Annotated in this window: 19 protein-coding genes; 9 read left to right on the forward strand and 10 right to left on the reverse strand. The window is 36.7% G+C overall.

The window, feature by feature from the left end:
* Positions 1-375: 375 nt before the first annotated feature.
* Complete coding sequence (nuoL, locus tag JST55_01715; protein ID MBS1492195.1) at positions 376-2289, reverse strand: NADH-quinone oxidoreductase subunit L; 1914 nt, start codon at positions 2287-2289, stop codon at positions 376-378.
* Between the two features lie 5 nt (positions 2290-2294).
* Positions 2295-2597 (reverse strand): NADH-quinone oxidoreductase subunit NuoK, encoded by a 303-nt coding sequence (gene nuoK, locus JST55_01720; protein MBS1492196.1) that lies wholly within the window; start codon positions 2595-2597, stop codon positions 2295-2297.
* A 186-nt stretch (positions 2598-2783) separates the two neighbouring features.
* Between nuoK and JST55_01725 the strand changes: the two genes are divergently transcribed.
* A complete protein-coding gene (locus JST55_01725; GenBank protein ID MBS1492197.1) occupies positions 2784-3311 on the forward strand; it encodes a DinB family protein in 528 nt (175 codons plus the stop codon).
* On the opposite strand, the gene JST55_01730 is transcribed toward JST55_01725, so the two are convergent.
* Both JST55_01730 and JST55_01735 read right to left on the reverse strand, forming a co-directional pair.
* Positions 3304-3717 carry an EamA family transporter gene (locus JST55_01730; protein ID MBS1492198.1) on the reverse strand — a complete coding sequence of 138 codons (414 nt, stop codon included), beginning with the start codon at positions 3715-3717 and terminating at the stop codon, positions 3304-3306. The two genes, JST55_01725 and JST55_01730, sit on opposite strands and share 8 nt — an antisense overlap.
* 22 nt (positions 3718-3739) lie before the next feature.
* Positions 3740-5059, reverse strand: coding sequence for a T9SS type A sorting domain-containing protein (locus JST55_01735; protein MBS1492199.1), 1320 nt, complete (start codon positions 5057-5059; stop codon positions 3740-3742).
* 117 nt (positions 5060-5176) lie between these two features.
* Here JST55_01735 and JST55_01740 point away from each other — a divergent pair, with 117 nt between their 5' ends.
* Positions 5177-5530 carry a DUF3467 domain-containing protein gene (locus JST55_01740; GenBank protein ID MBS1492200.1) on the forward strand — a complete coding sequence of 118 codons (354 nt, stop codon included), beginning with the start codon at positions 5177-5179 and terminating at the stop codon, positions 5528-5530.
* Positions 5531-5537: 7 nt separating this feature from the next.
* Here JST55_01740 and JST55_01745 read toward each other — a convergent pair whose 3' ends face one another.
* Positions 5538-6638, reverse strand: coding sequence for an LptF/LptG family permease (locus JST55_01745; protein ID MBS1492201.1), 1101 nt, complete (start codon positions 6636-6638; stop codon positions 5538-5540).
* A 15-nt stretch (positions 6639-6653) separates the two neighbouring features.
* Between JST55_01745 and JST55_01750 the strand changes: the two genes are divergently transcribed.
* Complete coding sequence (locus JST55_01750; GenBank protein ID MBS1492202.1) at positions 6654-7244, forward strand: carboxymuconolactone decarboxylase family protein; 591 nt, start codon at positions 6654-6656, stop codon at positions 7242-7244.
* A gap of 236 nt (positions 7245-7480) precedes the next feature.
* The gene (locus tag JST55_01755) at positions 7481-8071 is read left to right on the forward strand and encodes a hypothetical protein (GenBank protein ID MBS1492203.1); all 591 of its coding nucleotides are present in this window, start codon (positions 7481-7483) and stop codon (positions 8069-8071) included.
* Between the two features lie 61 nt (positions 8072-8132).
* Here JST55_01755 and JST55_01760 read toward each other — a convergent pair whose 3' ends face one another.
* Positions 8133-9035, reverse strand: a complete 903-nt coding sequence (locus JST55_01760) for a PD40 domain-containing protein (GenBank protein ID MBS1492204.1) — start codon at positions 9033-9035, stop codon at positions 8133-8135.
* A 254-nt stretch (positions 9036-9289) separates the two neighbouring features.
* Between JST55_01760 and JST55_01765 the strand changes: the two genes are divergently transcribed.
* The 5 genes from JST55_01765 to JST55_01785 all read left to right on the forward strand — a co-directional run bounded on the left by JST55_01765 (position 9290) and on the right by JST55_01785 (position 14161).
* A complete protein-coding gene (locus tag JST55_01765; protein ID MBS1492205.1) occupies positions 9290-10210 on the forward strand; it encodes a sugar kinase in 921 nt (306 codons plus the stop codon).
* A gap of 46 nt (positions 10211-10256) precedes the next feature.
* Entirely contained in the window at positions 10257-10958 is a 702-nt protein-coding gene (gene recO / locus JST55_01770) for a DNA repair protein RecO (protein MBS1492206.1), read from the forward strand.
* 94 nt (positions 10959-11052) lie between these two features.
* Entirely contained in the window at positions 11053-12567 is a 1515-nt protein-coding gene (locus tag JST55_01775) for a Do family serine endopeptidase (protein ID MBS1492207.1), read from the forward strand.
* Between the two features lie 278 nt (positions 12568-12845).
* The gene (locus JST55_01780; GenBank protein MBS1492208.1) at positions 12846-13202 is read left to right on the forward strand and encodes a T9SS type A sorting domain-containing protein; all 357 of its coding nucleotides are present in this window, start codon (positions 12846-12848) and stop codon (positions 13200-13202) included.
* 47 nt (positions 13203-13249) lie between these two features.
* Positions 13250-14161: a T9SS type A sorting domain-containing protein gene (locus JST55_01785; protein ID MBS1492209.1), complete on the forward strand. Its 912-nt coding sequence runs from the start codon at positions 13250-13252 to the stop codon at positions 14159-14161.
* 103 nt (positions 14162-14264) lie between these two features.
* Here JST55_01785 and JST55_01790 read toward each other — a convergent pair whose 3' ends face one another.
* From JST55_01790 to JST55_01805, 4 genes are all read right to left on the reverse strand, one after another.
* Entirely contained in the window at positions 14265-16265 is a 2001-nt protein-coding gene (locus tag JST55_01790; GenBank protein MBS1492210.1) for a T9SS type A sorting domain-containing protein, read from the reverse strand.
* Positions 16266-16451: 186 nt separating this feature from the next.
* The gene (locus tag JST55_01795; protein MBS1492211.1) at positions 16452-19649 is read right to left on the reverse strand and encodes a T9SS type A sorting domain-containing protein; all 3198 of its coding nucleotides are present in this window, start codon (positions 19647-19649) and stop codon (positions 16452-16454) included.
* A gap of 324 nt (positions 19650-19973) precedes the next feature.
* Complete coding sequence (locus JST55_01800) at positions 19974-22973, reverse strand: S8 family peptidase (protein MBS1492212.1); 3000 nt, start codon at positions 22971-22973, stop codon at positions 19974-19976.
* A gap of 219 nt (positions 22974-23192) precedes the next feature.
* A partial coding sequence (locus JST55_01805; protein ID MBS1492213.1) for a T9SS type A sorting domain-containing protein occupies positions 23193-23496 on the reverse strand: 304 nt, incomplete at its 5' end.

The following is a 23496-nucleotide window of genomic DNA, read 5'->3' on the forward strand; positions in this document are numbered from 1 at the left end:
GGAATGCGGATGTGGACTCACCAAAATAAAAAATCCCTGCTGAATATAATTATCAAGGCTTTTTTTATTTCATTAGTACATGCAATAAAAATATTTCTCTATTACTGCTAATAGGGAAGACAGTATTGGATTGTTCATCTATTCTTTTTATATTTGTGAGCTTTATTTTGGAACCTGATTTTTAAAAACGGTACAAAATTTTTCTAAAAATTCCGGTGCTAAATAATCAGTGAGTTAGAGTATAACTTACGAGGGGGCGTAAGTTTCGATATATGTTTTATCAGAATTTAACGGGAATAAAAAAAGCCCTGCTGAAATAAATCAACAGAGCTTTTAGTTTATAAACCTTAAAAACTTTCTAACCTTAAACTAAAATCACATTTTGAATATGATATAAAGCAGAATTATTACTATACCTGCAACTGAGATTGTAGTATAATCCTGAATAACACCTGATTGTATTTTTCTCCAGTCAACGCTAAGCTTTTTAAACCATGTTCCGCTGCCTCTTACAATACCGTCTATGATATTTACATCTACTACTTTCCATAGTACGATTTCTGAAAGCTCTCTGATAGAAAATACAAAAGCTGTATCATATAATTCGTCAACGTAATATTTATTTTCAAGAACCTTGCCGAATCCTTTAGGAGCCGGGAATTTATCCTGAACTGAGAATCTCCTGAATGAAACAATAATTGCAATCGTAGCAACTACAACTGAGACTGCGACAAGAATTAACTCAGTTGAAAGCGCTCCTTCATGCTCACCGTGAATACTTGCAAGCACTGTGTTTGCAGAAGCAAATACAGGTTCAAGCCAGTGCTCAAGAGCGTTCGGTCCTAAGAAATGCGGAAGTCCTATAAATCCGCCGATAGCCGAAAGAATTGCTAAAATGATAAGAGGAATTGTCATAGTAGCAGGGGATTCGTGCGGATGAACATGATTAGCATCGAATCTTTCCTTACCGTAGAAAGTAAGCGCTACTAATCTGAACATATAGAAGGCAGTAAATGCTGCCGTCATTAATACGATAAGATACGGGAATATTCCTGCGTTAGTAAATACTTTATATAAAATTTCGTCTTTGCTGAAAAATCCTGAGAGCGGAGGAATACCTGAAATTGCAAGCGAGCCGATGAAGAAGGTAATGAAAGTAACTTTCATATATTTTTTCAGGCCGCCCATTTTTGTGATATCCTGCTCTTCGTGCATTCCGTGAATAACAGAGCCGCTGCCTAAGAATAAAAGCGCTTTGAAGAATGCATGTGTTATCAAATGGAAAATTGCAACGTAATATGAACCTGTTCCCAATGCTATGAACATAAATCCAAGCTGTGAAACGGTTGAGTAGGCTAAAATCTTTTTAATATCGTTTTGCTTCAGTGCAATTGTTGCTGCCATTACCGCAGTTGCAATACCGATTATCAGAACAACATTCTGCGCTATCGGAGCAAGAGCATATAACAATGAAGTTCTTGCGACTAAGTAAATACCGGCCGTCACCATGGTTGCAGCGTGAATAAGCGCAGATACCGGTGTAGGACCTGCCATAGCGTCTGGCAGCCAAACAAATAACGGAATCTGTGCTGACTTACCGCATGCACCGACGAACAGCAATAAAGCTATAATAACTAAGAGGGGAGTGCCGACCTGCATACCGCCAAGTTTTCCGATGAACTCCTGAATGTTTAATGTTCCGAAGTTTGCGAATATCATAAACATCGCAGTCATAAATCCGAAGTCACCGATTCTGTTTACAACGAAAGCTTTCTTTGCGGCATCGCCTGTAAATTTCTTTTCGTACCAGAAACCGATAAGCAGGTAAGATGCAAGTCCCACGCCTTCCCATCCGAGGAAGAGCACTAAGAATGTATCACCCAGAACGAGGTTAAGCATTGCAAAGATGAAGAGATTGAGGAAGCAGAAGAACTTTGCAAATCCTTTATCTCCGTGCATGTAGCCGATAGAGTAAACGTGAATAAGGAATCCGATGCCTGTAACAACCATTGTCAGAGTAATTGAAAGCGGGTCTATATAATAAGCATAGGTGAGGTTAAGACTGCCGGTGGCAATCCATGAAAAATAATTTATGATTATTTTTCTTTCTTCAGGTGGTAATCCGAGAAGCTCAAAAAATGTCATGACCGCTATAACAAACGGAATGAAAACTGCGAGCGACGATATTATGCCTGAAAGTTTTTCGTTATTGATTTTTCTGCCGAAGAGCCCGTTGATAAAAAATCCAACAAGCGGCAGTACGGTAACAAGGTAAAAATATTTTGCCATTTAGTTTACCATTTTAAAATATTTATCTCATCAATATTGATGGTATCTTTATTTCGGAAAAGCGCAATAATAATTGCAAGCCCAATAGCAGCTTCTGCCGCCGCAACAGTCAGAACAATGAATACAAAAATCTGACCGTTGGAGTTTCCCAGAAATGATGAGAATCCTACAAGTGAAAGGTTAACGGAATTGAGCATAAGCTCGATGCACATAAAGATAATTATGGCATTTCTTCTGATGAGAACTCCGATAACTCCAAGTGAAAAAAGAATTGCTGAAAGTAACAGATAGTAGTTTAATTCAATCATGTCGCAATATAAATATTATAGATGATAGATTAAATGAAAAGATAAGGTGGAATGCGATTTTTGTAAAATTTATTCTCATTTCATGGTAAGATTTTTTGATGTTTCTTTTTTAATTTATTAGCAATTCTTATCTTTGAAAAATTAAATTATACATCCATGTACACTCAAACCCAACTGCTAAAAATAATGCTCGAAGATGCCCGAAGAAAAACTCTGAAGGGAATCGAGGGCTTAACAAAAGAACAATTATTTGCCCCGCCAGTTCCTAATGAAGAATGCATTGGCGCTTACTTAATGCATTTTGGTGAGTGTGAAATTGGATGGTACGAAGAGATTTCAGGTGAAAAACTTTCACAGGAACTGAAAGACAGGAATTACTATGGAGTCTGGATTGGCTGCCCGGCTGAATTTGCTCACCCGCCAAAAGAAGCACCGGAAGTTGAAAATTATCTTTCTGCACTTTCAGATGTAAGAAAACTCTGGATAGACTATTTAGATAAAATGAAAGATGAAGAGCTTGATGATATAGTAGTTGCTTATAAAGGGCACGGTGATATTAAAATGACAAAGCGTGATATAATAAACCGACTCATTTCCCATGAGAATCACACAAGGGGACAAATGTTTCTCCTTATGCGTATGGGCGCAATAAAGCCTAACTTTGATAATATCTGGGGAATAAGATTAGAGGAAAATATGAGAAGTCCTAAATAATCATAAATATTGAGCCTGCAACAATAAGTGCTCCGCCGATAAGCGTTTTTGCAGTTGCAGGTTCCTTTAAAAATACTAACGAAAAAATTAAAACGAGCGCAACGCTTAATTTATCTATCGGGGCAACTTGCGAGACGTTACCAAGCTGCAATGCTTTGAAATAAAATATCCAGGAAAGACCTGTTGCAACTCCGGATAAGCAAAGGAAAAGTAAGTTTGTTTTGGTAAGTCCGCCGACTTCGCCCATTTCACCGCGTGCTAAAACGATTCCCCATGCTATAAATAAAATAACCACTGTACGCACGGCCGTTGCTACATCTGAGTTTACATTTTTAACGCCGACTTTAGCAAAGATTGCAGTCACTGCTGCAAAAAGAGCTGAGAGTAATGCATATATCCACCACATAGCTTTTCAGTTTAATTTGCTTCTATTTTACTAACACCATCTTTTTTGTAAAAATATTTCTCGTACCATTTGTTTCGGTTATCATTGAATAAAAATAAATTCCGCTGGATAGGGGAGCTCCGGCAAAATTTACAGTATGGAATCCTTCACTTTGAAAGCCGTCGGCTAACTCCATTATTTTTCTCCCTCTTGTATCATAAATATTTATTTTAATTCTACTGTCATGCGGAAGAAAATATTTTATAGTTGTAGAAGGATTAAACGGATTAGGGTAGTTCTGATACAAAGTAAAATCAGAAGGAATAACATCATTAAATCCGCCCAGAGAAACATCGGATATCATTGAATAATTTTCAAATATGACTTGTCTTGAGTCATTGCACAAATATCTTTTCAGAAATCCTGCAGCTTTTTTAGGAATATACTCTATAGGATAAAAATTTTCATGACCGCCACCCGGAACATAATCTAATTCAAATGGCTTTCGTAAATTCTTAAATCGTTTCATCATTTCAGCGGAACCCATAGTTCTTAAATAATTTGCGCATCCGTAAACGTTACCTGTACCATATGGGATGTTTAAATCAGCAGTGCCCTGAAACATAATGGTCGGGACTGCATTAGATGAATTTATAAAAGTAGTATCATTCAATCCTCCGGATGAACTCAAAACACATTTTATCTTATAGGAATTTGTAAGATTGTTTGAAGCATTATTCAGCGGACCGAGTTCATTTATAAATGAAGGATAAAGCGTATTCATATTTTCCTGAGTTGCAAATGAAATCAATAAAGATGTTACAGCGCCTGCACTTATGCCTCCGCAAAAAAAGTAATTTGTATCTATTCTATATTTGTTTGCATTAGCAGAAAAGTATCTTAGCGCTGCTTTGGAATCCTGCATAGCTCTGTAAACAGCCTTTGCAAGTGAAGTTCCTGTTCCCAGGCAGGCGAATGGATCTCCTGTAACATCCCATCCGATCCGATAATTTATAGAAGCGCAAACATACCCTCGTTGAGCAAAATCCATCATAACGGGTGCAACCTGATATTTATTGCCGTCAATGAAGCCGCCGCCGTGAATTAATAAAATAAAAGGACGTTTTCGTAAAGTATCTGCTTCAGTGCCGGGATATGCGATTATGAAGTCAAGATTAACAGGGTTTCCTTGCCAGTTAATATTTTGCCCGTAACTAATATTATCTTCAACAGTTATTTGCTGTGATGAAAAGCAATATGTAGTATCAAATCTTCCCGGAATGCAGTACTGCTGAGCAAAAATAAAATTGTAAGAGGGAAGTGTTAAACAGATTAAAATTGTTATAAATAGTATACGTTTCATTTTTAAAAATAATCACGAAATATAGTTTAATAAGTTTATTAATTTTAGAGAATTTTCATTGCCTTAATATCAATTTATTAATCCTGTATTTTTAGAAAAATAAAATAACGAATTATAATGAACAACAACGACGACAACAACCAATTACCGCAGCAGCAAATAAATATAGAGCTGGGAGAAAAAGAAGCAGAGGGAATTTACTCAAACTTTGCCATACTCACACACTCTCCGGCAGAGTTTATTCTGGATTTCACAAGAATATTTCCGGGTACAACCAAAGCTAAAGTAATGTCACGTATTATAATGACTCCTCAGCACGCAAAAATGTTTTTGAATGCTTTTAAGCAGACAGTTGATAATTTTGAGAATCAGTTTGGAGAGATTAATTTGAATACGATGAACCACCCTTCTAATCAGGGATTCGGATTTCAGGTTCCGCAGAAGCCAAAAAAAGACGAAAAGATTAATTAAATCAGATTTATTTATTGATTTTAAGCAGATAGTAAAAGGCAACTAAAGAGAAAACAATATTTGCAAGCCAGGCTGTGAGAAGCGGCGGAATATCTCCGTTATAACCAAAAGTTTGTGAAATTTTAAGAAATCCAAGGTAAATAAAGCATACAAGTATACTTATACCGAACTGCAGGGCAGCTCCGCCTTTTCTGCGGTTTGAAGATAGCGAAACTCCGAAAATGATAGTTACAAGTCCGGCAAAAGGATATGATATACGTGAATAGTAATCTACTTTAGTTTTGGTAACATCCTGACCCGTACGCTCTTCACTTGCTATAAACTCCTGCAAATCTGTTAAATTCATTTCATCGGGCTTTGTCTGTTTTTTCTTTATAAGGGAAGGGGAGAGAGTTATGTTTTTAAGCTCTTCAAAATCATGCAGAAATTTACCCGAATCAAGAGCCATTTTTTCCTTTGCCTGTGATGTATCGAACGTTCTTTTGGCAGATGAAGTTAATTTCCAGTCGTTTTTGGCATTATCCCAGGTCATCATTTTAATATCAAAACGGTAAGATAGGTCATACTTATTAAATTTTTGAATAGATACATTCTGGCATTCTGATTTTATTTCATCGAAATTTTCTATACGGATTATTCTGTTATCAGATTCCTGAAAATAGAGATTTGATTGTGAGCTGCTTCCGCCGCCTTTGCCAAGAACTTCTTTTTCGAAACGGAATTTAGCAGAATTGGCATTTGGAACAACCCAGCCATTGAAATATAAAGTAATGCCGGTTAGCAGAATACCTGTGATAAAAATCGGTGCTATGAATCTGTATACACTTTGACCTGAGGAATTAAATGCAATCATTTCTGCGGAGTTAACAAATTTACTTGTAGTAAATAGGGAAGCTAATAAAACACTTAATGGTAGAATTAACTTTAATATTTCTGGTATAAAATACATATAATACTGACCGATAATATATAATTTTAAACCTTTATCTATAAACTTATCAAGATTTTCAAAAAGGTCTACAAGTATAAATATAAGAATAAAGCTAAGGAGCCCAAAAAGCAGGTTTCTGACAAAAGATTTTAATATATATATGTCTAATAATTTCAAATTATTGTCTTCTAAATGAAAAATTCAACTGCAATACTGGATTTATGTGAGCTTGTATCTTGTATCGCAGGCAAAAAAACTATTTATATTGATGAAATCCTTCAAAAAATGAAAAATAAAAGGGTTAACCCTTATAAAATATACGAATCTATGCTGCAAATATACCTCTTTTGCGGCTTTCCGGCTACAATTATTGGTATACAAGCCTTCTCCAAACACTTTAAAATAAGCATTTCTAAAGAAAGTTATAATTTAAAAATATTTAAAGCCCGCGGTAAGCTCAATTGTAAGGAAGTATATCAGTCAAATTATGAGAAACTTATCCACAATTTTGATAAAATGAGCCCTGATCTGGCCGAGTGGATGATTGTTGAAGGCTATGGCAAAGTCCTGGGCCGTAAAAATCTTTCTTTAAAAGAACGTGAATTAGTAAATGTAGCAATCCTTTGTACAAATTATTACGAGCATCAGTTATTTTCTCATTTAAAAGGTTCGATGAATACAGGTAACAATAAAGACTTAATTGAGAAAGTTATCATGAAAACCACTAAATTCAACCTTAAAAGTAATGTGAAAAACGCTTTAAAATTGTTAAAAAAGTGTTAAATTCTTTATATTAATTTGTTATATAATATATATTATGTAAAGTTGATGATATTTAGGTGTTGGTATTTTTGTTAATAACTTGTTGCTAATTCTTGGAAATTTTGTGTTGTGTATGCTTCCCTTTCTCTGCAATTCTTCGGACAATTTGCAATTAAAATATTAGGTATTTTTGAATTATTAAGGTTGAAATAAATCTTATATGATTTATATTTCTATACTCCACTTTTAATTCATTTATGAAAATATTTATACTAATACTGCTGCTTTTTTATTCCCAATGCCGTCCGCAGAATAAAAACGAGTTATCCTTAAACATCGGATTACATACTTTAGTCGATGCTAATTTTAAAAAGTCTGATAACGGAGTTATTTATGAACAGTCTTCTGGAATGAAGAATAATCCTAAAGAGACCAATTTTTATTTCAGTATGACATATCTTAGAGCTTTGACTGATTATATAAAAGTCGGCAATGGATTAGGGTTTAACGCAATTCAGGGATTTAGTAATATTTCGCCCTTTATTACCTCAAGAGTGATGTATCCTGTCTTACCCGTTAACCCTTATATTATGGGGTTATATGGACTTAACTTTATGAAGTATGAATCAACCAAGTATAATCTTGGTATTTTCTACGAATTAGGAGTAGGATTGGAAATCCCTATTGTAAAGAAAATTTTTCTGGATTGCAGGTGGAGTTACAGTTACTTTAGCAGTAGAGAGTGGGTAAAAGATATTAACAAACCTAAAGATGCTGATATAACTAAATCTATTGACCAAAAGTTTAATACCGTTAATGTTCTTACCGGTATTTCTTTTAGGTTATAAACGCAAATCTCTATAAAAAATTGGAATATGTAATTTAAAGCTAATATATCCTTTCGTTTACTCACTCGGTGATTTTAGTTTGCAGACCGCCTGTTACAGGAACTGCCCATATCCGTCCGTCCCCTTTAATTACATTAGTATATGTAACAAATTTACTGTCTGAACTCCATCCGGGGTTCACACTAAATCCCGCGGTTAACTCGCGAACTTCGGAGCCATCAGTTTTCACAACGCATACCGTTCCATTATTTTTAAAAGTATAGTACGTTACATAATTGCCATCCGGCGATACTTTAGGGCTATGTTTCCACTGATTATCATGTGTTAATGTTGTTGAATTGCCATTTGTATCTATTATGGCAATTTGCGGAGCATCAAATTCGTCGCTGACGAAATACCGAAGTACTGATAATCGGATTCCGTCGGGAAACCAGGTCGGGTCCCGAATTTCGCCTTCTGTTGGTGCATAGACAAGTCTTTTCTTGTGAGTTCCGTCAATTCTGATTTTCCATACAAAACCGAGGCTGCTGGGGCTGTTTTCTCCTGACTGATATGCCAGCCATTGTCCGTCATTGCTTATTGATTGAACGGTTCGAACTGTGCTTATCAGAACTGCTGATGTATCCCCTTCTAAACGTCTTTTGAATATTCCGCTGTAATATGAATAATAATATGCAGAGTTGCCATCTGAAGTAAGCTGAATAAAATAATTGTCACTTATTTTCCTTTTGTTAATTCCCTGTAAGCCGGTCATATCTAATAAATATGTTCCTTTAGTACTGTCATTTTCATAGCCGTAGTAAATCATTTTACTGCCGTCTGAAGTCCACATTGCGTAGTCATCGTGGTTTTCATATTCAATTTCCGGAATGACAGATACTATGTCTTCGTTTTTATTGCAGGAAGAATAAATGAAGGCTAAAGGTACTATAAACAGCAAAAAATACTTTTGATATTTTCTCATTATAAAATTTAATTACAAAATTTAATTTGAAAAAGGTAGAGCAGCTTCGAGGTAGATTTTAGTTAATTTAAAAAACTTTAGTAACTAATTTATCTATAGATTGGTTTGATTTATGTAGTTAACTATAACTTAACTTTATTTAAGCAAAATTTCAACTCACATTATGCACTTAAAATTTTTTATACTCCTCTTATAATCTTGAATAAGCAATCCATTCTTAATAATTTCTTTTTTCCAAAACTAATCAAATTTTAATGAGTCTTCTTGTTGTCGGTTCAATGGCATTGGATACAATTGAAACACCATTTGGCAAAGCTGAATACACGCTTGGCGGTTCAGCGACTTTTCTATCAACTGCAGCGTCTTATTTTACTAATGATATTAAACTTGTTGGCGTAGTTGGTTACGATTTTCCTAAAAAAGAAATTGAATTTTTACAATCTAAAGGAATTGATACTGCCGGAGTAGAAATACTTAATGATACTAAAACATTTCACTGGCATGGTAAATATCATTACGATATGAACACACGTGACTCAATTACAACTGAACTTAATGCGCTTGGAGTATTCGACCCTAAGATTCCTGATAATTACAAATCCTGTGAATATATTTGTCTCGGTAATATTGAACCTACAATTCAGCAGAAAGTAATAAAACAAATTACTAAGCCTGAAATTGTAATGTGCGATACTATGAACTTCTGGATTGAAAGCGCGCGGGATGAAGTAGTCAAGACTTTAGGAATGGTAGATGTGCTGGTTATTAACGACGGAGAAGCAAGACAGCTTACAGATGAATATAATCTTATTACCGCTTATAAAAAGATGCGCGATATGGGACCAAAAGTTATCGTAATCAAAAAAGGCGAGCACGGCGCATATTTATTTACAGATGACTCAATCTTCTCCTTCCCTGCCTACCCGCTTGAGAAAGTTTTTGACCCAACAGGAGCAGGTGATACATTTGCAGGTGGTATGATGGGATGGCTTTGCAGATCAAAAAATCTGTCAGAAGAGAATTTAAAACTATCTGTTGTTTACGGCAGCACAATGGCTTCACTTTGCGTTGAAGAGTTTTCATTGGAAGGAATTAGAAATTTATCTGCAGATAAAATCCGTGAGAGATATAATGCTTTCAGAAAACTGACACACTTTGAAGGAATAGAGATATAATTATTAATTTTTGTTCTATGTTAATAGCCTGAACAAGGAATGAATTATGGCATTAGTAACAGACGAAGCGGTTATATTAAGAACGGTAAACTACGGTGATACGAGTAAAATTCTCACTCTGTACTCGCGCAACAACGGCAAGATAAACTGTATCGTGAAAGGTGCTCGGAATATAAAATCCCGAGTGCTCGGAGTTATAGAGCCGTTCAATCATATTACTATTGTTTTCTATAATAAAGAGAACAGGGATTTACAGATGCTTTCAAAAGCTGAAACGATAAAAAATTTCAGAGTTATAAAAACGGATTTAGATAAGCTGACTATCTCCTACCGGATTCTCGAAACTATGAATAAAGCTGTTTACGATAAAGAGCACAGCAATGAATTATTTGAGCTTTTAATAAAATCGTTTACCTACATAAACGAAAGTAATCCCGAAAAATCTGCTGAAAATTTTATTTCTTATTTATATTTTCAGGTGCATTTATGCGAGCTTTTGGGTATCTCCCCCATCGATAAAATTGAGACTGAAGGTGATACTTTTAAATCCAGAGAGATGTTTTTAAACAGACCTCAGTATGAAATGATTAAGTATATTCTGGAGAACGATATAGTGAAAATGGATTCCGGCATGGCGGCAAATGAAACAATTTTGAATTTAATGAGTATTTATGATAAGTATTTAGCGGACCATACCGAAAACTTTATTAAATTAAAAACGGTTAGAGTCTTTAATCAAATGAATTAATACACTACATTAAACCAAAAGGAAAATTTTCTATCGAACAATTAATACCGCTTAATTAAAAGCATTTATAATTACAAAAGGAGAAATATACAATATGTCAAAAAAATCAGTAATAGCCGCGGCTTTCTTAGTTATGTTTGCTGTAGCATTTGGCGGAATATTAATCGCTAGCTTCAGCGGAGTAAGACCGATAGTTGCTAACACACCAGTAGATTTCAAAACTACCCCTCCGATTTCAACACCTAATGCAACTCTTAAAGGGCTGAACGAAGGCTTTGTTGAAATTTCCAAAGCTGTAACACCAACAGTAGTTAATATAGAAGTAACGGGAAGTTCAAAGGGTGAAAATAATCCTCATCAGGATATTCCATTCTTTTTCGGACCTGACGGCCAGCAAATGCCGGACCAGGATATGCCGAGCAAAGGAACAGGTACAGGATTCATTATCAGCAAAGACGGCTATATAATGACGAACAATCACGTTGTTAAGAATGCCAACGATAACGGTATTAAAGTACAGCTTAATGATAAGAGAGAATTTACAGCCAAATTAATCGGAACTGACCCAAACACTGATGTTGCCGTTATTAAAATCGATGCAAACGATTTACCTGTTGCATCAGTCGGTAACTCAGACGAAGTACAGGTCGGGCAGTGGGTTCTTGCAATCGGTAATCCCCTTCAGCTGAATTCTACCGTTACAGCAGGTATCGTTTCTGCTCTCGGAAGAAATATCAATATTGACGGCAACAGCTATGCTATAAATAATTTTATACAAACAGATGCAGCAATTAATCCGGGTAACAGCGGCGGTCCGTTAGTAGATATTAACGGTTCAGTTATCGGAATCAATTCTGCAATCAAATCACAAAGCGGATATTATCAGGGTTACGGATTTGCTATTCCAATTAATTTAGCAAAGAATGTCGCAACTGAATTAATAAAATCTGGAAAGATAAGCAGAGGATATATCGGAGTTTCTATTAAGGATGTAGATATGAAGGAAGCAAAAGGATTAGGACTTGATAAGGCACGCGGTGTACTTGTACAGGATGTTATTAAAGGCGGCGCAGGTGAAGATGCTGGTGTAAAAATCGGTGACGTTATTTTATCGGTTGACGGAAAAGATGTTAACGCAGCAAACGAACTTCAGTCAATCATCGGACAAAAACATCCGGGAGAAACAGCTGCTTTGAAAATCTTCAGAGACGGTAAAACATCTGACTTAACTGTTACTTTAAAAGCGAGAGATGAAAATCAAAATGCTGCAAGTAACAACCCTAAGAAAGAAGAAGAAAGCAATAAATCAGAACCAAGCGCAAAATCTTTTGATAAGACCGGATTTTCTGTAACTGAGTTAACAAGCGCGCAAAAACAGAAATTTGATGTTAACGGCGGAGCTTATGTTACATCTGTAAAAAGGTTCTCAGAAAGTTTTGACAGAGGATTAAGAGAAGGTTTAGTAATTATTGAAGCGGATAAAAAAAGCATAAGCGGTGTAGATGATTTAGATGCAATGATTAGCAAAAAATCCAAAGGCGATATACTTGTATTAAAAGTAAAATCACCTGAAGGACAGGTAAGACTTGTTGCAATAGAAATTCAGTAATAATTACAAACAATAATTAGATATAGCCCCTTTCGTTGAAGAAATGTAAGGGGCTTTTTAATATGTAAGTGTTTATTTAATTTTTTGAACTTTTTATAACATTTTTGCGTATTACATATAGAAGATTATTTTGCAGATTTTCAAATACTTCTTCAATAAAGTTTACTAAGTGTCTATAATTTGAGACACATAAAGAAAATAAATATATTGACAATAAACTTTAATATTACTATTTTTCAATTAAGATGATTAAAAGGATTACCATATTATTCGTTGCAATGTTTTTTATTTTTAGCGCTTTAGGGGTAGCTAATACTAAAATACATTCCAAATTCTCAAACGGTAAGGGTTCCGGTGCAGGTCTGTACGCAGACGATTATAAACTGTATCAGAATTACCCAAATCCTTTCAACCCATCTACAGTAATCGGTTTTAAGTTGAATCAAAGCGGTTATGTTTCTTTAAAAGTTTATAACTTAGTAGGAAATGTAGTGGCAACTTTAATCGGAGAGTATAAACAAGAGGGCAATTATGAAGTGACTTTTGATGCTTCAAACCTCACGGCAGGTGTTTATCTCTACAAATTACAAATTAATGATTTTAGTTCAGTCAAGCGTATGACGCTGATTAAATAAAATCAGGATTTAGTAATTTCCTCTTTTTAAAAAACAAAACGACATTAATGATTACAAAATTAACTTATGCATTAGCGGCATTTGCATGCTTATTTTATACTACCTCATTATTCTCTCAACCTCTCGAGTACGATACTTTTGATAAAAAGGCTCTTCCTAACTGGACCTGGGGCGGTCTGGAAATGAAATACTCACACGAAACAGATAATGCAGAAAACGGTTACGCAGAACTTATTTACAGCACTCCTTTAAAAGCAAACAACTACATTGGAAAAATTACAAAATACTCCCCTATTCTTCTTGTATCAGGTAATTTTTTAAATGTAATGCTACAAGGTGTTAAAAATGATGTTACTGTGAAAATCGAAGTGCTTTACGATGTTGATAACAACAACAAATACAACGATGACCAGGATATTATGCTTCAGTCAAAACCGTTTTCTTTAAACTATGAAGGCTGGAAAGAAGTAAAAATTAAACTTGATGAAGATAACTTTAAATTGATTTCGAATTACAAAGATGATTTCACAGTTACTGAAGAAGATGCTCTTGGTATTCAGATTGAGTTTGAAACAGGTCCAAATTATAAAGAAGGAAAGTTTGAATCAGGCATAGCAGTTATTTCAGAAATTCCTAATAAGGAAAATCTTTCTTCGATGCCGAAATTCGAGAAACAGGATACAAGCAAAGAAAGAGAATCTTACTATAAAGCAAAAAATTTCCCGAATCCTTTCAATCCTACAACAACAATTTCATTTACTTTACCGGAAGCAACAAACGTTGAGCTGACAGTTTATGACAGACTCGGAAGAGAAGTCGTAAGATTACTCGATACCAGTTTAGGCGCAGGAACTCATACAGCAGAATTCAATGCAAAGGATTATCCAAGCGGAATTTATTTCTACAGAATAAAAACAACTGAAAGAACTGAAGTAAGAAAAATGATTTTATCAAAATAAGTTTATAAATTTTCTTTTGTGTAAAAACAGGAAAGCCCGTTATGAATTATTCGTAAAGGGCTTTTTTGTTAATAGAATATATATTTGTTTTTTACAAAGCAAATTATTTTATCAGCATCATTCTTTTAGTCTCTTTAAATTCCCCTGCCTCAATTTTATAAAAATAAATTCCGCTAGCAAGATTCGATGCATCGAAATGAACTGAGTAACTTCCGGCATTCTGCATTTCATTCACTAATCTTGCAACTTCCTTCCCGCTGACATTAAAAATTTTAAGGCTAACAAATGAGTTAATTCTTAATTGATAATTAATATTTGTAGAAGGATTAAACGGATTAGGGTAGTTCTGCGATAAAGAAAATTTATCAGGAATTTCTGAAGCGGTTTGTTGAACTCCCACTAATCCAAGCGGCAATCTGAAAATATTTTTTTCCGTTGTTCCCGCAAATGCAAAATTATCGCTGAGTGCAAGTGAATGAATTGTTGATTGCTCCATACCGGCATTCATTAAAGTCCATGTGCTGCCATTATCTGAAGAGACATAGAAGTTATTGTCCCCTTCCGAGCCGGCAAAAATAAACTGCCCTCTTACAGCAAGTGAATTTATCGTTCTGTTATTTAATGAAGTCTGTACCCAGCTTGTGCCGTTATTTGATGAGTAATAAACTCCAAAGTTTAATGTACCGGCAAAAATAGAACTGCCGTTCACAACTATGGATTTAACTGTTTTATCATTCAGTGAAGTCTGATTCCATGTTACACCGTTATCAGGTGAAATATAAACTCCGTTATTTTCTGTTCCGGCATAAACATTAGAGCCTTGTCCGGTCAGCGATGTTACAACTCCTCCATTAAAGGAAGTTTGTATCCACGGATTTCCTGTAAGATTACCTCTCCAGATTCCGTGATATCCTGCAAAAGCATAATTATCATTAACGGCAACGTACCTGGCTTGCGCAATCACTCCCGTCTGCAGCCAGCTAGTACCGTTATTTGATGATATGAATATTCCGTTATATGCGCCTGCATAAACTCTTGTTGAGTTAGATGCAAGTGAGTAAGCTGCAGGTCCGATGGTTTGATTCCATGTTGCTCCGTTATCAGAAGAAACATAAACTCCGGTTCCTCCTTTAGAGGCAAATACTAAATTATTTTTTGTTGTTATTGCGTTAATGGAATTAAAGCTAAGATTACTTTGGCTCCAGCTTGCGCCATTATCAGTTGATATCAAAGCGCCGCTGAATGTTCCGGTAATAAGTGTTCCTATTGATGAAGTAAGTGAGTATACAAAATCCGAAACAAGTGAAGTTTGCAGCCATGAGGCTCCGTTATTGGTTGAGTATTTCAGTCCCCCGTTATAAAGTCCTGCAAAAATTTTATTACCGCTTATTAAAAGTGTCTGAACACTTTCGCTGTTCATTGCAGTTTGATTCCAGGATAATCCGTTATCCGTGGATAAATAGACTCCTTCGAAATTTGTACCCGCAAAAATATTATTGCCTGAAACAGCAATTGCATTCACATCAAGATTATTCATCAGAGATGTCTGAGTAAATGTATTCCCGTTATCGGTGGAAACCATTACACCTCCGAATCGCACTCCTGCAAATACAGTATTACCGGAAACTGCTAAGGTGAATATAATATCCGGAGTAAAGTTTACAAGCGTAGACTGAGTCCACGTCTCCCCATTATCAGTTGATTTGTAGATCTCACCTGTGTTGGAGCCCGCAAAAATTGCACTAGATGTTTTTGCAAATGCATTAATGATACGGTCATTAATAGAAGTCTGGCTCCAGGTTATTCCCAGATCAGATGACTTGAAAATACCGGCGGGAGGATTTTCTCTTGTGCCTGCAAAAATTGTATTGTTGTTTAATAAGACGGAACCGGTTTCATGTGTGAAAGAAGTCGTTCGCCATGAAGTTCCGTTATCGGTAGAGATTGAGACTCCCCATGAAGCAGCAGCTATATTGCTGCCTTCAGAGTGTAAAGAATTGACTGTACCGGGATTTGTTACTATTGGTGTTTGAACCCATTGTGCAGTTACTACTATCGGGTATATCAGGGACGCTAAAAGGAAAAACAAGAAATGTTTTTTCATTAGCAGAGTTTGTTTAAACTAATATATGAAATGTAAATTTAATTTGAAAGTGAGGTAGCTCATTTTCTGTAAATAAATCACCTGGAAGTAAGTAATAAAAAAGCTCATCCCGGTTTCCCAAGATGAGCTTTGAAAAAAAATCTCGTTATGAAGCTCCGGCTTCGTAACGGAAATGTATATTGAATACTATTTAATAAGCATCATTCTCTTTGTATCTCTGAAATCAGCTGCTTCGATTCTGTAGAAGTAAACACCTGAAGCAAAGCTTGATGCGTTGAAATTTACTGAATGATATCCTGCAGTTGTCATTTCATTTACAAGATTTGCAACTTCCCTGCCCGTTACATCAAATACTTTAATCGAAACGAATGATTGTTTCGGTACTGCAAAGTTTATCTTTGTTGTCGGGTTGAAAGGATTCGGATAATTTTGTGATAGTGAGAATTGGTCAGGAATCATAGAAGCTTCATTTCCTGTGCTTACAATTAACTGATCAACATAATCAAGTGCCATTTTTAAATATCTGGCTACAGGTGAAGATGTAGGTCCGTCAACTGCATTTCTCATTGATTCTACGTCTAAACCAATTGTAACTGTATTATAATTTGTTGCCTGTCTTCCGATAGAGTTTACAGAGTCAAGATTGCTTTGTAATCTGAATCCTGTTAAGAATATATTTGAGTTTGTGCTTGAACGTCTCAGTACATCCGGCCATGGTCCGGCGCAGCTGTCTCTTTGACCAACTAAAGCATTAATTCCTTTTAACCCGACTAAGCCGGCACCTGTTGCAGGTCTGTCGGCAATAAATACAAATCCAAGGTATTGTCTTGCAAGTGTTGTATCCAGGTTAGTTGAACCGGTTCTGTCTAAATTATATCCAACGTCTTCTGACCAGATAATGAATTTAGATTTTGTAGGTACTGTTGCCCCCCCGGCATTTAAATATGCTTTTACTGAGTCTCTTTGAACCGGTGAAATACAACTTGTACCTTCACCAAGCCAGATAACCTTTTTATATCCTCTTAAGGAAATCATGTTCGTAGATGTATTCGTTCCTCTGTTGAAGAGGTCGAATGTAAGTCCAAGATTTGAAAGATTTGTTGTAATTGAGTCTCTGCTTGTTCTGCAGTTAGCAACTGTTGAGTCGTATGCAACAAGTATATCACCTTTTGCCTGTCTCTTCAGAGTTAATGCAAAAGTTTGAGTTGATGCTAATGAGTCTGTTGCGCTTCTGTATGCATAAACTCTCCATTGACCTACTACTGAGTCGCCGGGATTTAATCCTGTGCCTGCCAGCATACCGTCAAGCTGGCTGTTGACTATTGAAATAGATGAATCGAATCCTGTATTTCCTGATTGAATGTAGAAAATAGGAGGACCTGCAAATGTAGGTGCATCAAATTGCCATTTATATCTTGTACCTGAACCTGAACGGGTCCAGTTGATATTTATTGAGCTGTTGTTAAATACAGATGTTGTAATAGTTGTACCGTTTGCAGGTGTTACTAAGCTGAACGGTGTTAAAGCAGGAACGCCTCTTCTGAAAGTAATAGCTCTTGGTCCGTTTGTTGATTTCATAGAGTCAACTCCCGGTGCTCCCGGTGCTTTGAAAGCCCAGACATCCCACTGTCCCACTGCTGAGTCAGTTGCGGTTCCGTTATTTGTAAATCCATTTGCAGCTAAAATATCATCAAGTGCACCCAATGTTGTAGTGATTGAATTTGAGCCTGCAGGAATTGTTAATCTTCTTGTCGGAAGAGTTGGTGTCCCGAAGATAAATTTATAGTTTGCTGTAATCGTTGATGTATCCCATGTAATTGTTACAGGTGTTGTTGAACCCGGGAAAGTAACGATTCTTGAAGATGCTGCCGGTGTTTGAATATTGAATGGATTTAATCCGTTCAACTGGATTGTTACTGAACCTACCCATGTCTGAAATAATGTTGATGCGCTTCCTGTTTTATCATCCATCCAGGCTGCATAAACTTTTCCGTTTCCTGATGTACAACCAATGTAATCACCCATTGTGTTTACGCCCGGTAATAACTTTGGTTTGAAGTTGTGGTCTGCAATTTTTTGATCAGTCCATGTTGTACCGCCGTCAAGTGAGCGTGAAATGTATACTGTACATGAGTCACCTGAAGATGGGAAATCTCTGTTGTCATAATAAATAACATTTAAACCACCGGCTTCATCAACTCTTACGCAAGGGAAATACTGAACTTTTCCATTGTTAAGAGCATCCTGATTAACTCTGATACCTGTTGACCAGGTAGCACCGCCGTCAGATGATCTGTTTAAAATAATATCTGCATCAGTTCCTGCAGGTGCTAAGTTAATTTGTGATGTTACTACATAGATCCAGCCGTTTCTTGCGCCGCCTGTTTTATCACAGTCAACTCTTGGGAAACCGTTTGTTCTGATACCCCATCCGTTGAATGAAGATGAACGTGAACCGTTTGCATCAAATGCGTTTTCAGTTGTTGTGAAGTTTAAACCGCCGTTAGTTGATTTTGCAAATCCGACGAAATCTTCTGTAAATGGTGAAGAAGATACGCCTGCAGTCCATACAACATAAACCTGGCCGGCAGGACCTGTAACAACATCATGTCCCTGAGCGTTGTGGCCGGTTGGTGTTGCATTTAAAACTATTGGTGTTGACCAGCTTACGCCGCCATCTGTTGTTCTTGAAAATCTTCCGTTACCGGGAGTTGTTCCGAAACTTGTCCATGCCATGTATGTATTGCCATAGAAAGGACTTGCTGCAGAGTTATCTGTGTTTGCTAAATTCTTATCGCAGTTAGCATCTAAAACTACATCAAAGGTTGAAGACCATGTAACACCTTTGTTTGTTGAATAATTTGCACCCATACCTTTCAAACCGCCAAAGTTTGTGGTTGATGTTAAGTGTGTGAAAAGGAATCTTCCGTTCTTATCAATTGCAGGACCGGGATCTCCTCTTTGGTCTGCCTGGCTTGGTGCTCCGAGTGTATCAGAGCCATACCAGTTCAAGCCGCCGTTTGTCGAAACATAGGTACCGGCGTTAATAGAAGCACCGCCAACTATATTTTGAGAAGCAACGTAAAGAATGTTTTGATTGTTTGGGTCCCTTGTCATGTAAATTTCACATTGCTGATTAAGCGAAGGGTAAACTCTGATGCTCGGATTGATAACCAGCATCTCTCTTGGTGTGTAAACAACTCTTGAATCTGTCAGCGGAGCGATAACTCCGATGTCGGTCGCAACGGGGAGCTGTGCGCCATTTTTTTGTGCTGCTATCATTTGCGGATTAAAAGACCATCTCGGGCTTTCATCCGTCTTCTGGCCTGTGAAATACACAAAGCCAATGATAACTAGTGAAAAAAGTAATAGTAACCTTTTCACGGTTTTCTCCTTAGGTTTAGTTTAATGATTATATTACAAACTTATATAATACTTTTTAATTGGGGTACAGTTTACTCGTACAAATTAAAATTCTAACTGAGTCAAAAAAATAAATCTAATAAATAGCTCAATCATGTAGAGTTTAAGGACGGGACGGAAATAGAATATTAAAAACTACTTTTACATAATTTTATCACATGAAAAAATATAAAACTTGTAAATAATAGTAAAGCTAAAATGATTGGACTTAATAAAAAAGCTCATCCCGGTTTCCCTGGATGAGCTTTAATTTTTTACTTAATACTATCTACTTACTACTTTATACTATTTGATAAGCATCATTCTTTTTGTTTCAATGAAATCCAGAGATTCGAGTCTGTAGAAATATATTCCGCTGGCTAATGCAGATGCGTTGAAGTCAACTGAATACACTCCCGGAGTTTTTATTTCGCTCACTAATTTAGCAACTTCTTTTCCTACTACATCATAAATTCTCAGAGTTACAAATCCTTGTTTAGGAATTGAGAAATTTATTTTTGTGGTCGGGTTGAACGGATTCGGATAATTCTGAGCAAGCTCATATTTATCCGGGGCTAATGTTAACTGATTCCCTACTCCTGTTATAAGACCTGCTGTAATATTATCAATGTAAAGATTATTTCCATATGCGCTTTTTGCAGTGAACCTTACTTTATTGGTTCCTGTTGGCATTGCAATTATCTTTGTTGCCCATTGAGTTGCAGTAGGAGTAAATGATGAAGTTGAAGACACTGTTGACATTACAGGTGTTGAGTTATATCCTGAGGTCAAAGCAGTTGACTGATACATTCCAAGTAATCTGCTCCATGTTGTTCCGGCATCTGTTGATGTTTCGACTATACATGAATCAATAGCCGTTGCAGAGTAATACGCAGCGGCGACATTAAATCTTAAATAATTATTTGGTGCTGTTGCAGCCGGAAACTGATTTGAAGTCATTGTCTGCGCTCCGGTTGTAGCAGTAGCTGTCCAGAAGTCATACTTGGCAGATGCAGTTCCGTTTCCATAACCACCGACGGTTGCTCTTGTCCAGTACATTGTACCGGAACCTGTTAACGACCATTCAGCCGGGGGGAATGTTGCATTTTCAAAAGTTTCGTTCAACGGCAGCATACCGACTCTTCTTAAAGTAATATTTCGTGTTTCACTTGATGCTAATGAGTCTGTTGCACTTCTGTATGCATAAACTCTCCACTGACCAGCAATTGAATCACCCCTTGCTACTCCCAGTCCCTGAAGTAAGCCATCCAATGAGGAATTAACAATGTTTACGTTTGAATCAAGACCGCTATTATCAGCTGCAATAACTATTTTCGGTGCAGTTGAAAAACTTGGTGATGCAAACATAAATTTATAGCTTGCACCTGTTCCTGATTTGTTCCATTTAATGTTAACGTTACCGTTATCGTTCGGAGCAGTAATGATTGTTGTATTGTTTGCAGGAGTTACCAGACTGAATGGTGCTAAGCTTATCTGGCTTCTTCTGAATGTAATTGCTCTTGGTCCGTTTGTAGCTTTCATTGAATCAGGTCCGGGCGCATTCGGTGCTTTGAAAGCCCAAACATCCCATTGGCCGACTGCTGAATCAGTTGCGCTTCCGTTTGCAGTCCATCCGTTTGAAGCAAGTAAAGCATCTAATGCTCCAAGAGTTGTTGTATAGCTGTTAACGGCTGAAGAAATTGTTAACTTTCTTGTTGAAGTCGTCGGACTTCCAAAAATAAATTTATAGCTTGCTCCTGTTGATGATGTATCCCATGTAATTGTTACAGGAGTTGTTGAACCTGCTACAGTTACAATTCTTGTAGATGCAGGAGGTGTTTGCAGATTGAAAGCGTTCAAAGGATATGAAGCCAATCTTCTGTATGCTGCTGCTAAGTTTATTAATCCTTTTCCGTAATTATTATCTTCGCCTGCTGCGCCTAAATCTGTACATGTTGAAAATATTACTGCTTTAATTTGTTTACCTGTCATGTAAGGCGCAACGCTTTTTAATAAAGCAATTGCTCCGCCTACGTGAGGTGATGCCATTGAAGTTCCGTCAATAGAGTAATATGTATTTCCTGCACCGCAAGAACTTATGCTTACACCCGGTGCAGATACTTCAGGTTTAATTGCTAAAGTTCCAACGCCACCGCAAATTGATGGTCCTCGGCTGGAGAATGATGCAATAGGATATCCTGCCTGATTTCCGTCAACTGCGCCTACGCACATTACATTGATTGAATCTAAGTTAATATTTTTAGGCGGTGTGATTGATGATGCAGAAGGTCCTGAATTACCTGCGGAAAATACTACACCTGTTCCGATTGCTTCTACGTTTACTAATAGTGTTCTGTAAATTGAAGTAGCGCACTGGTCCCCTGCGTTTGGGTCCTGCCATGAACAGCTGATTGCATCCGGATAATCCATTGTTGCAATATTGCTGTCAGGATTCATTGCCCACTGAAAAGCTGTTATGTTGTTTGTAGGATAAACTGCGCCGGGGCAATCTGTAACTGCGGCTGCCATCCATCTGGAGTCAGGTGAAACACCAACAGTATCTCCTGAAGCTGTTCTGCCTGTCATAATTCCCATAGTATGCGAGCCGTGATAATCGGTTCCGCAAGGAGCCGGAAAATTTACATTTGGGGTTTGTACATTCAGCCATGAATGGTACCATGGTCTTCCGTTATTTCCCCACCATCTTGAATTTAATGCTGCGTGCGTTCCGTTAACACCGTTATCAATGTTCATAACGGTTGTTCCCTGACCTGTGAATCCCATTCTCCATACGGAGTCAGCTTTGATAACTTTTAAGTTTGAGTTAGCTGCTTCGGTATGAAGTTCCATCATAGGCGTTGGGTTTAGCGGTTTATCCATAGTTAACTCATCGTCCAGGTCCATCATTTCTATATCATTTCTTAAAGCCAGCTGATTTATAATTTCAGTTGTGGCTTTCATATAAACTAAGTTTACAATCCAGTACCCTGCATACTCAGAAACCTTTCCGATATTTTTCTGAGAGTTTAAATAATCAAGTAAAGGTCCCTGAGTATTTCTTGCAATATCCACTAATGCTGTAATTACTGTTTGATATCTGAATTGCAGACTTGCGTTCATCCTATAAAGGTCAGCATCCATCTGTTCGATGTTGACTCTGTTCTTCATAAGAATCATTACTCTTGTATACTGGAGGGGATTTACTACCTGCATTTTATTCTGCAGTCTTGATGTGATTAACACATTTTGCGAATAAGCTTCATTGAATAAGAAGCATACACACAAAACCAGAAGAAGTTTTTTCATATATTATTTTGGTTAAAGAGATTTTTAATAAAACCAATAAGGAATTGTATGATTTAATCGTACAACTTTTTCTGAAGAATTCCGGGTTTAGTAGGGTGTTCTCAAAACTACACTGATTTTTTTCAAATTTCAAGTTAAGATTTTACAACAAAAAAGCCCATCCGGATTTCCCCGGATAGGCTTTAAAATTACTAATTATTGTATATGTGTTAATTACTGTTATTTAACAAGTACCATTCTCTTGGTGTCAATAAAGTCCTGTGCTTCGATTCTGTAGAAGTAAACTCCGCTGGCGAAATCTGCTCCGTTGAAGTCAACAGAGAACACGCCTGAAGGTCTTACTTCATTAACAAGCTTAGCGACTTCTCTACCGGTTACATCGAAAATCTTCAAGCTTACAAAGCCCTGCTTTGGAAGTGAGAAGTTGATCTTTGTTGTCGGGTTGAACGGATTCGGATAATTCTGTGCAAGCTCATATTTATCAGGTGTAAGTGTTAATTGTGTTCCTACGCCTGTTACAAGT

The sequence above is a fragment of the Bacteroidota bacterium genome, assembly GCA_018266835.1.
Classification (GTDB): Bacteria; Bacteroidota; Ignavibacteria; order Tepidaquicellales; family Tepidaquicellaceae; genus JAFDZO01.

Bases quoted from the DNA above. Each gene is read 5' to 3' on its own strand.
- nuoL (MBS1492195.1), bottom strand. From the start codon at position 2,289: ATGGCAAAATATTTTTACCTTGTTACCGTACTGCCGCTTGTTGGATTT.
- nuoK (MBS1492196.1), bottom strand. From the start codon at position 2,597: ATGATTGAATTAAACTACTATCTGTTACTTTCAGCAATTCTTTTTTCA.
- JST55_01725 (MBS1492197.1), top strand. From the start codon at position 2,784: ATGCTCGAAGATGCCCGAAGAAAAACTCTGAAGGGAATCGAGGGCTTA.
- JST55_01730 (MBS1492198.1), bottom strand. From the start codon at position 3,717: ATGTGGTGGATATATGCATTACTCTCAGCTCTTTTTGCAGCAGTGACT.
- JST55_01735 (MBS1492199.1), bottom strand. From the start codon at position 5,059: ATGAAACGTATACTATTTATAACAATTTTAATCTGTTTAACACTTCCC.
- JST55_01740 (MBS1492200.1), top strand. From the start codon at position 5,177: ATGAACAACAACGACGACAACAACCAATTACCGCAGCAGCAAATAAAT.
- JST55_01750 (MBS1492202.1), top strand. From the start codon at position 6,654: ATGAAAAATTCAACTGCAATACTGGATTTATGTGAGCTTGTATCTTGT.
- JST55_01755 (MBS1492203.1), top strand. From the start codon at position 7,481: ATGAAAATATTTATACTAATACTGCTGCTTTTTTATTCCCAATGCCGT.
- JST55_01760 (MBS1492204.1), bottom strand. From the start codon at position 9,035: ATGAGAAAATATCAAAAGTATTTTTTGCTGTTTATAGTACCTTTAGCC.
- JST55_01765 (MBS1492205.1), top strand. From the start codon at position 9,290: ATGAGTCTTCTTGTTGTCGGTTCAATGGCATTGGATACAATTGAAACA.
- recO (MBS1492206.1), top strand. From the start codon at position 10,257: ATGGCATTAGTAACAGACGAAGCGGTTATATTAAGAACGGTAAACTAC.
- JST55_01775 (MBS1492207.1), top strand. From the start codon at position 11,053: ATGTCAAAAAAATCAGTAATAGCCGCGGCTTTCTTAGTTATGTTTGCT.
- JST55_01780 (MBS1492208.1), top strand. From the start codon at position 12,846: ATGTTTTTTATTTTTAGCGCTTTAGGGGTAGCTAATACTAAAATACAT.
- JST55_01785 (MBS1492209.1), top strand. From the start codon at position 13,250: ATGATTACAAAATTAACTTATGCATTAGCGGCATTTGCATGCTTATTT.
- JST55_01790 (MBS1492210.1), bottom strand. From the start codon at position 16,265: ATGAAAAAACATTTCTTGTTTTTCCTTTTAGCGTCCCTGATATACCCG.
- JST55_01800 (MBS1492212.1), bottom strand. From the start codon at position 22,973: ATGAAAAAACTTCTTCTGGTTTTGTGTGTATGCTTCTTATTCAATGAA.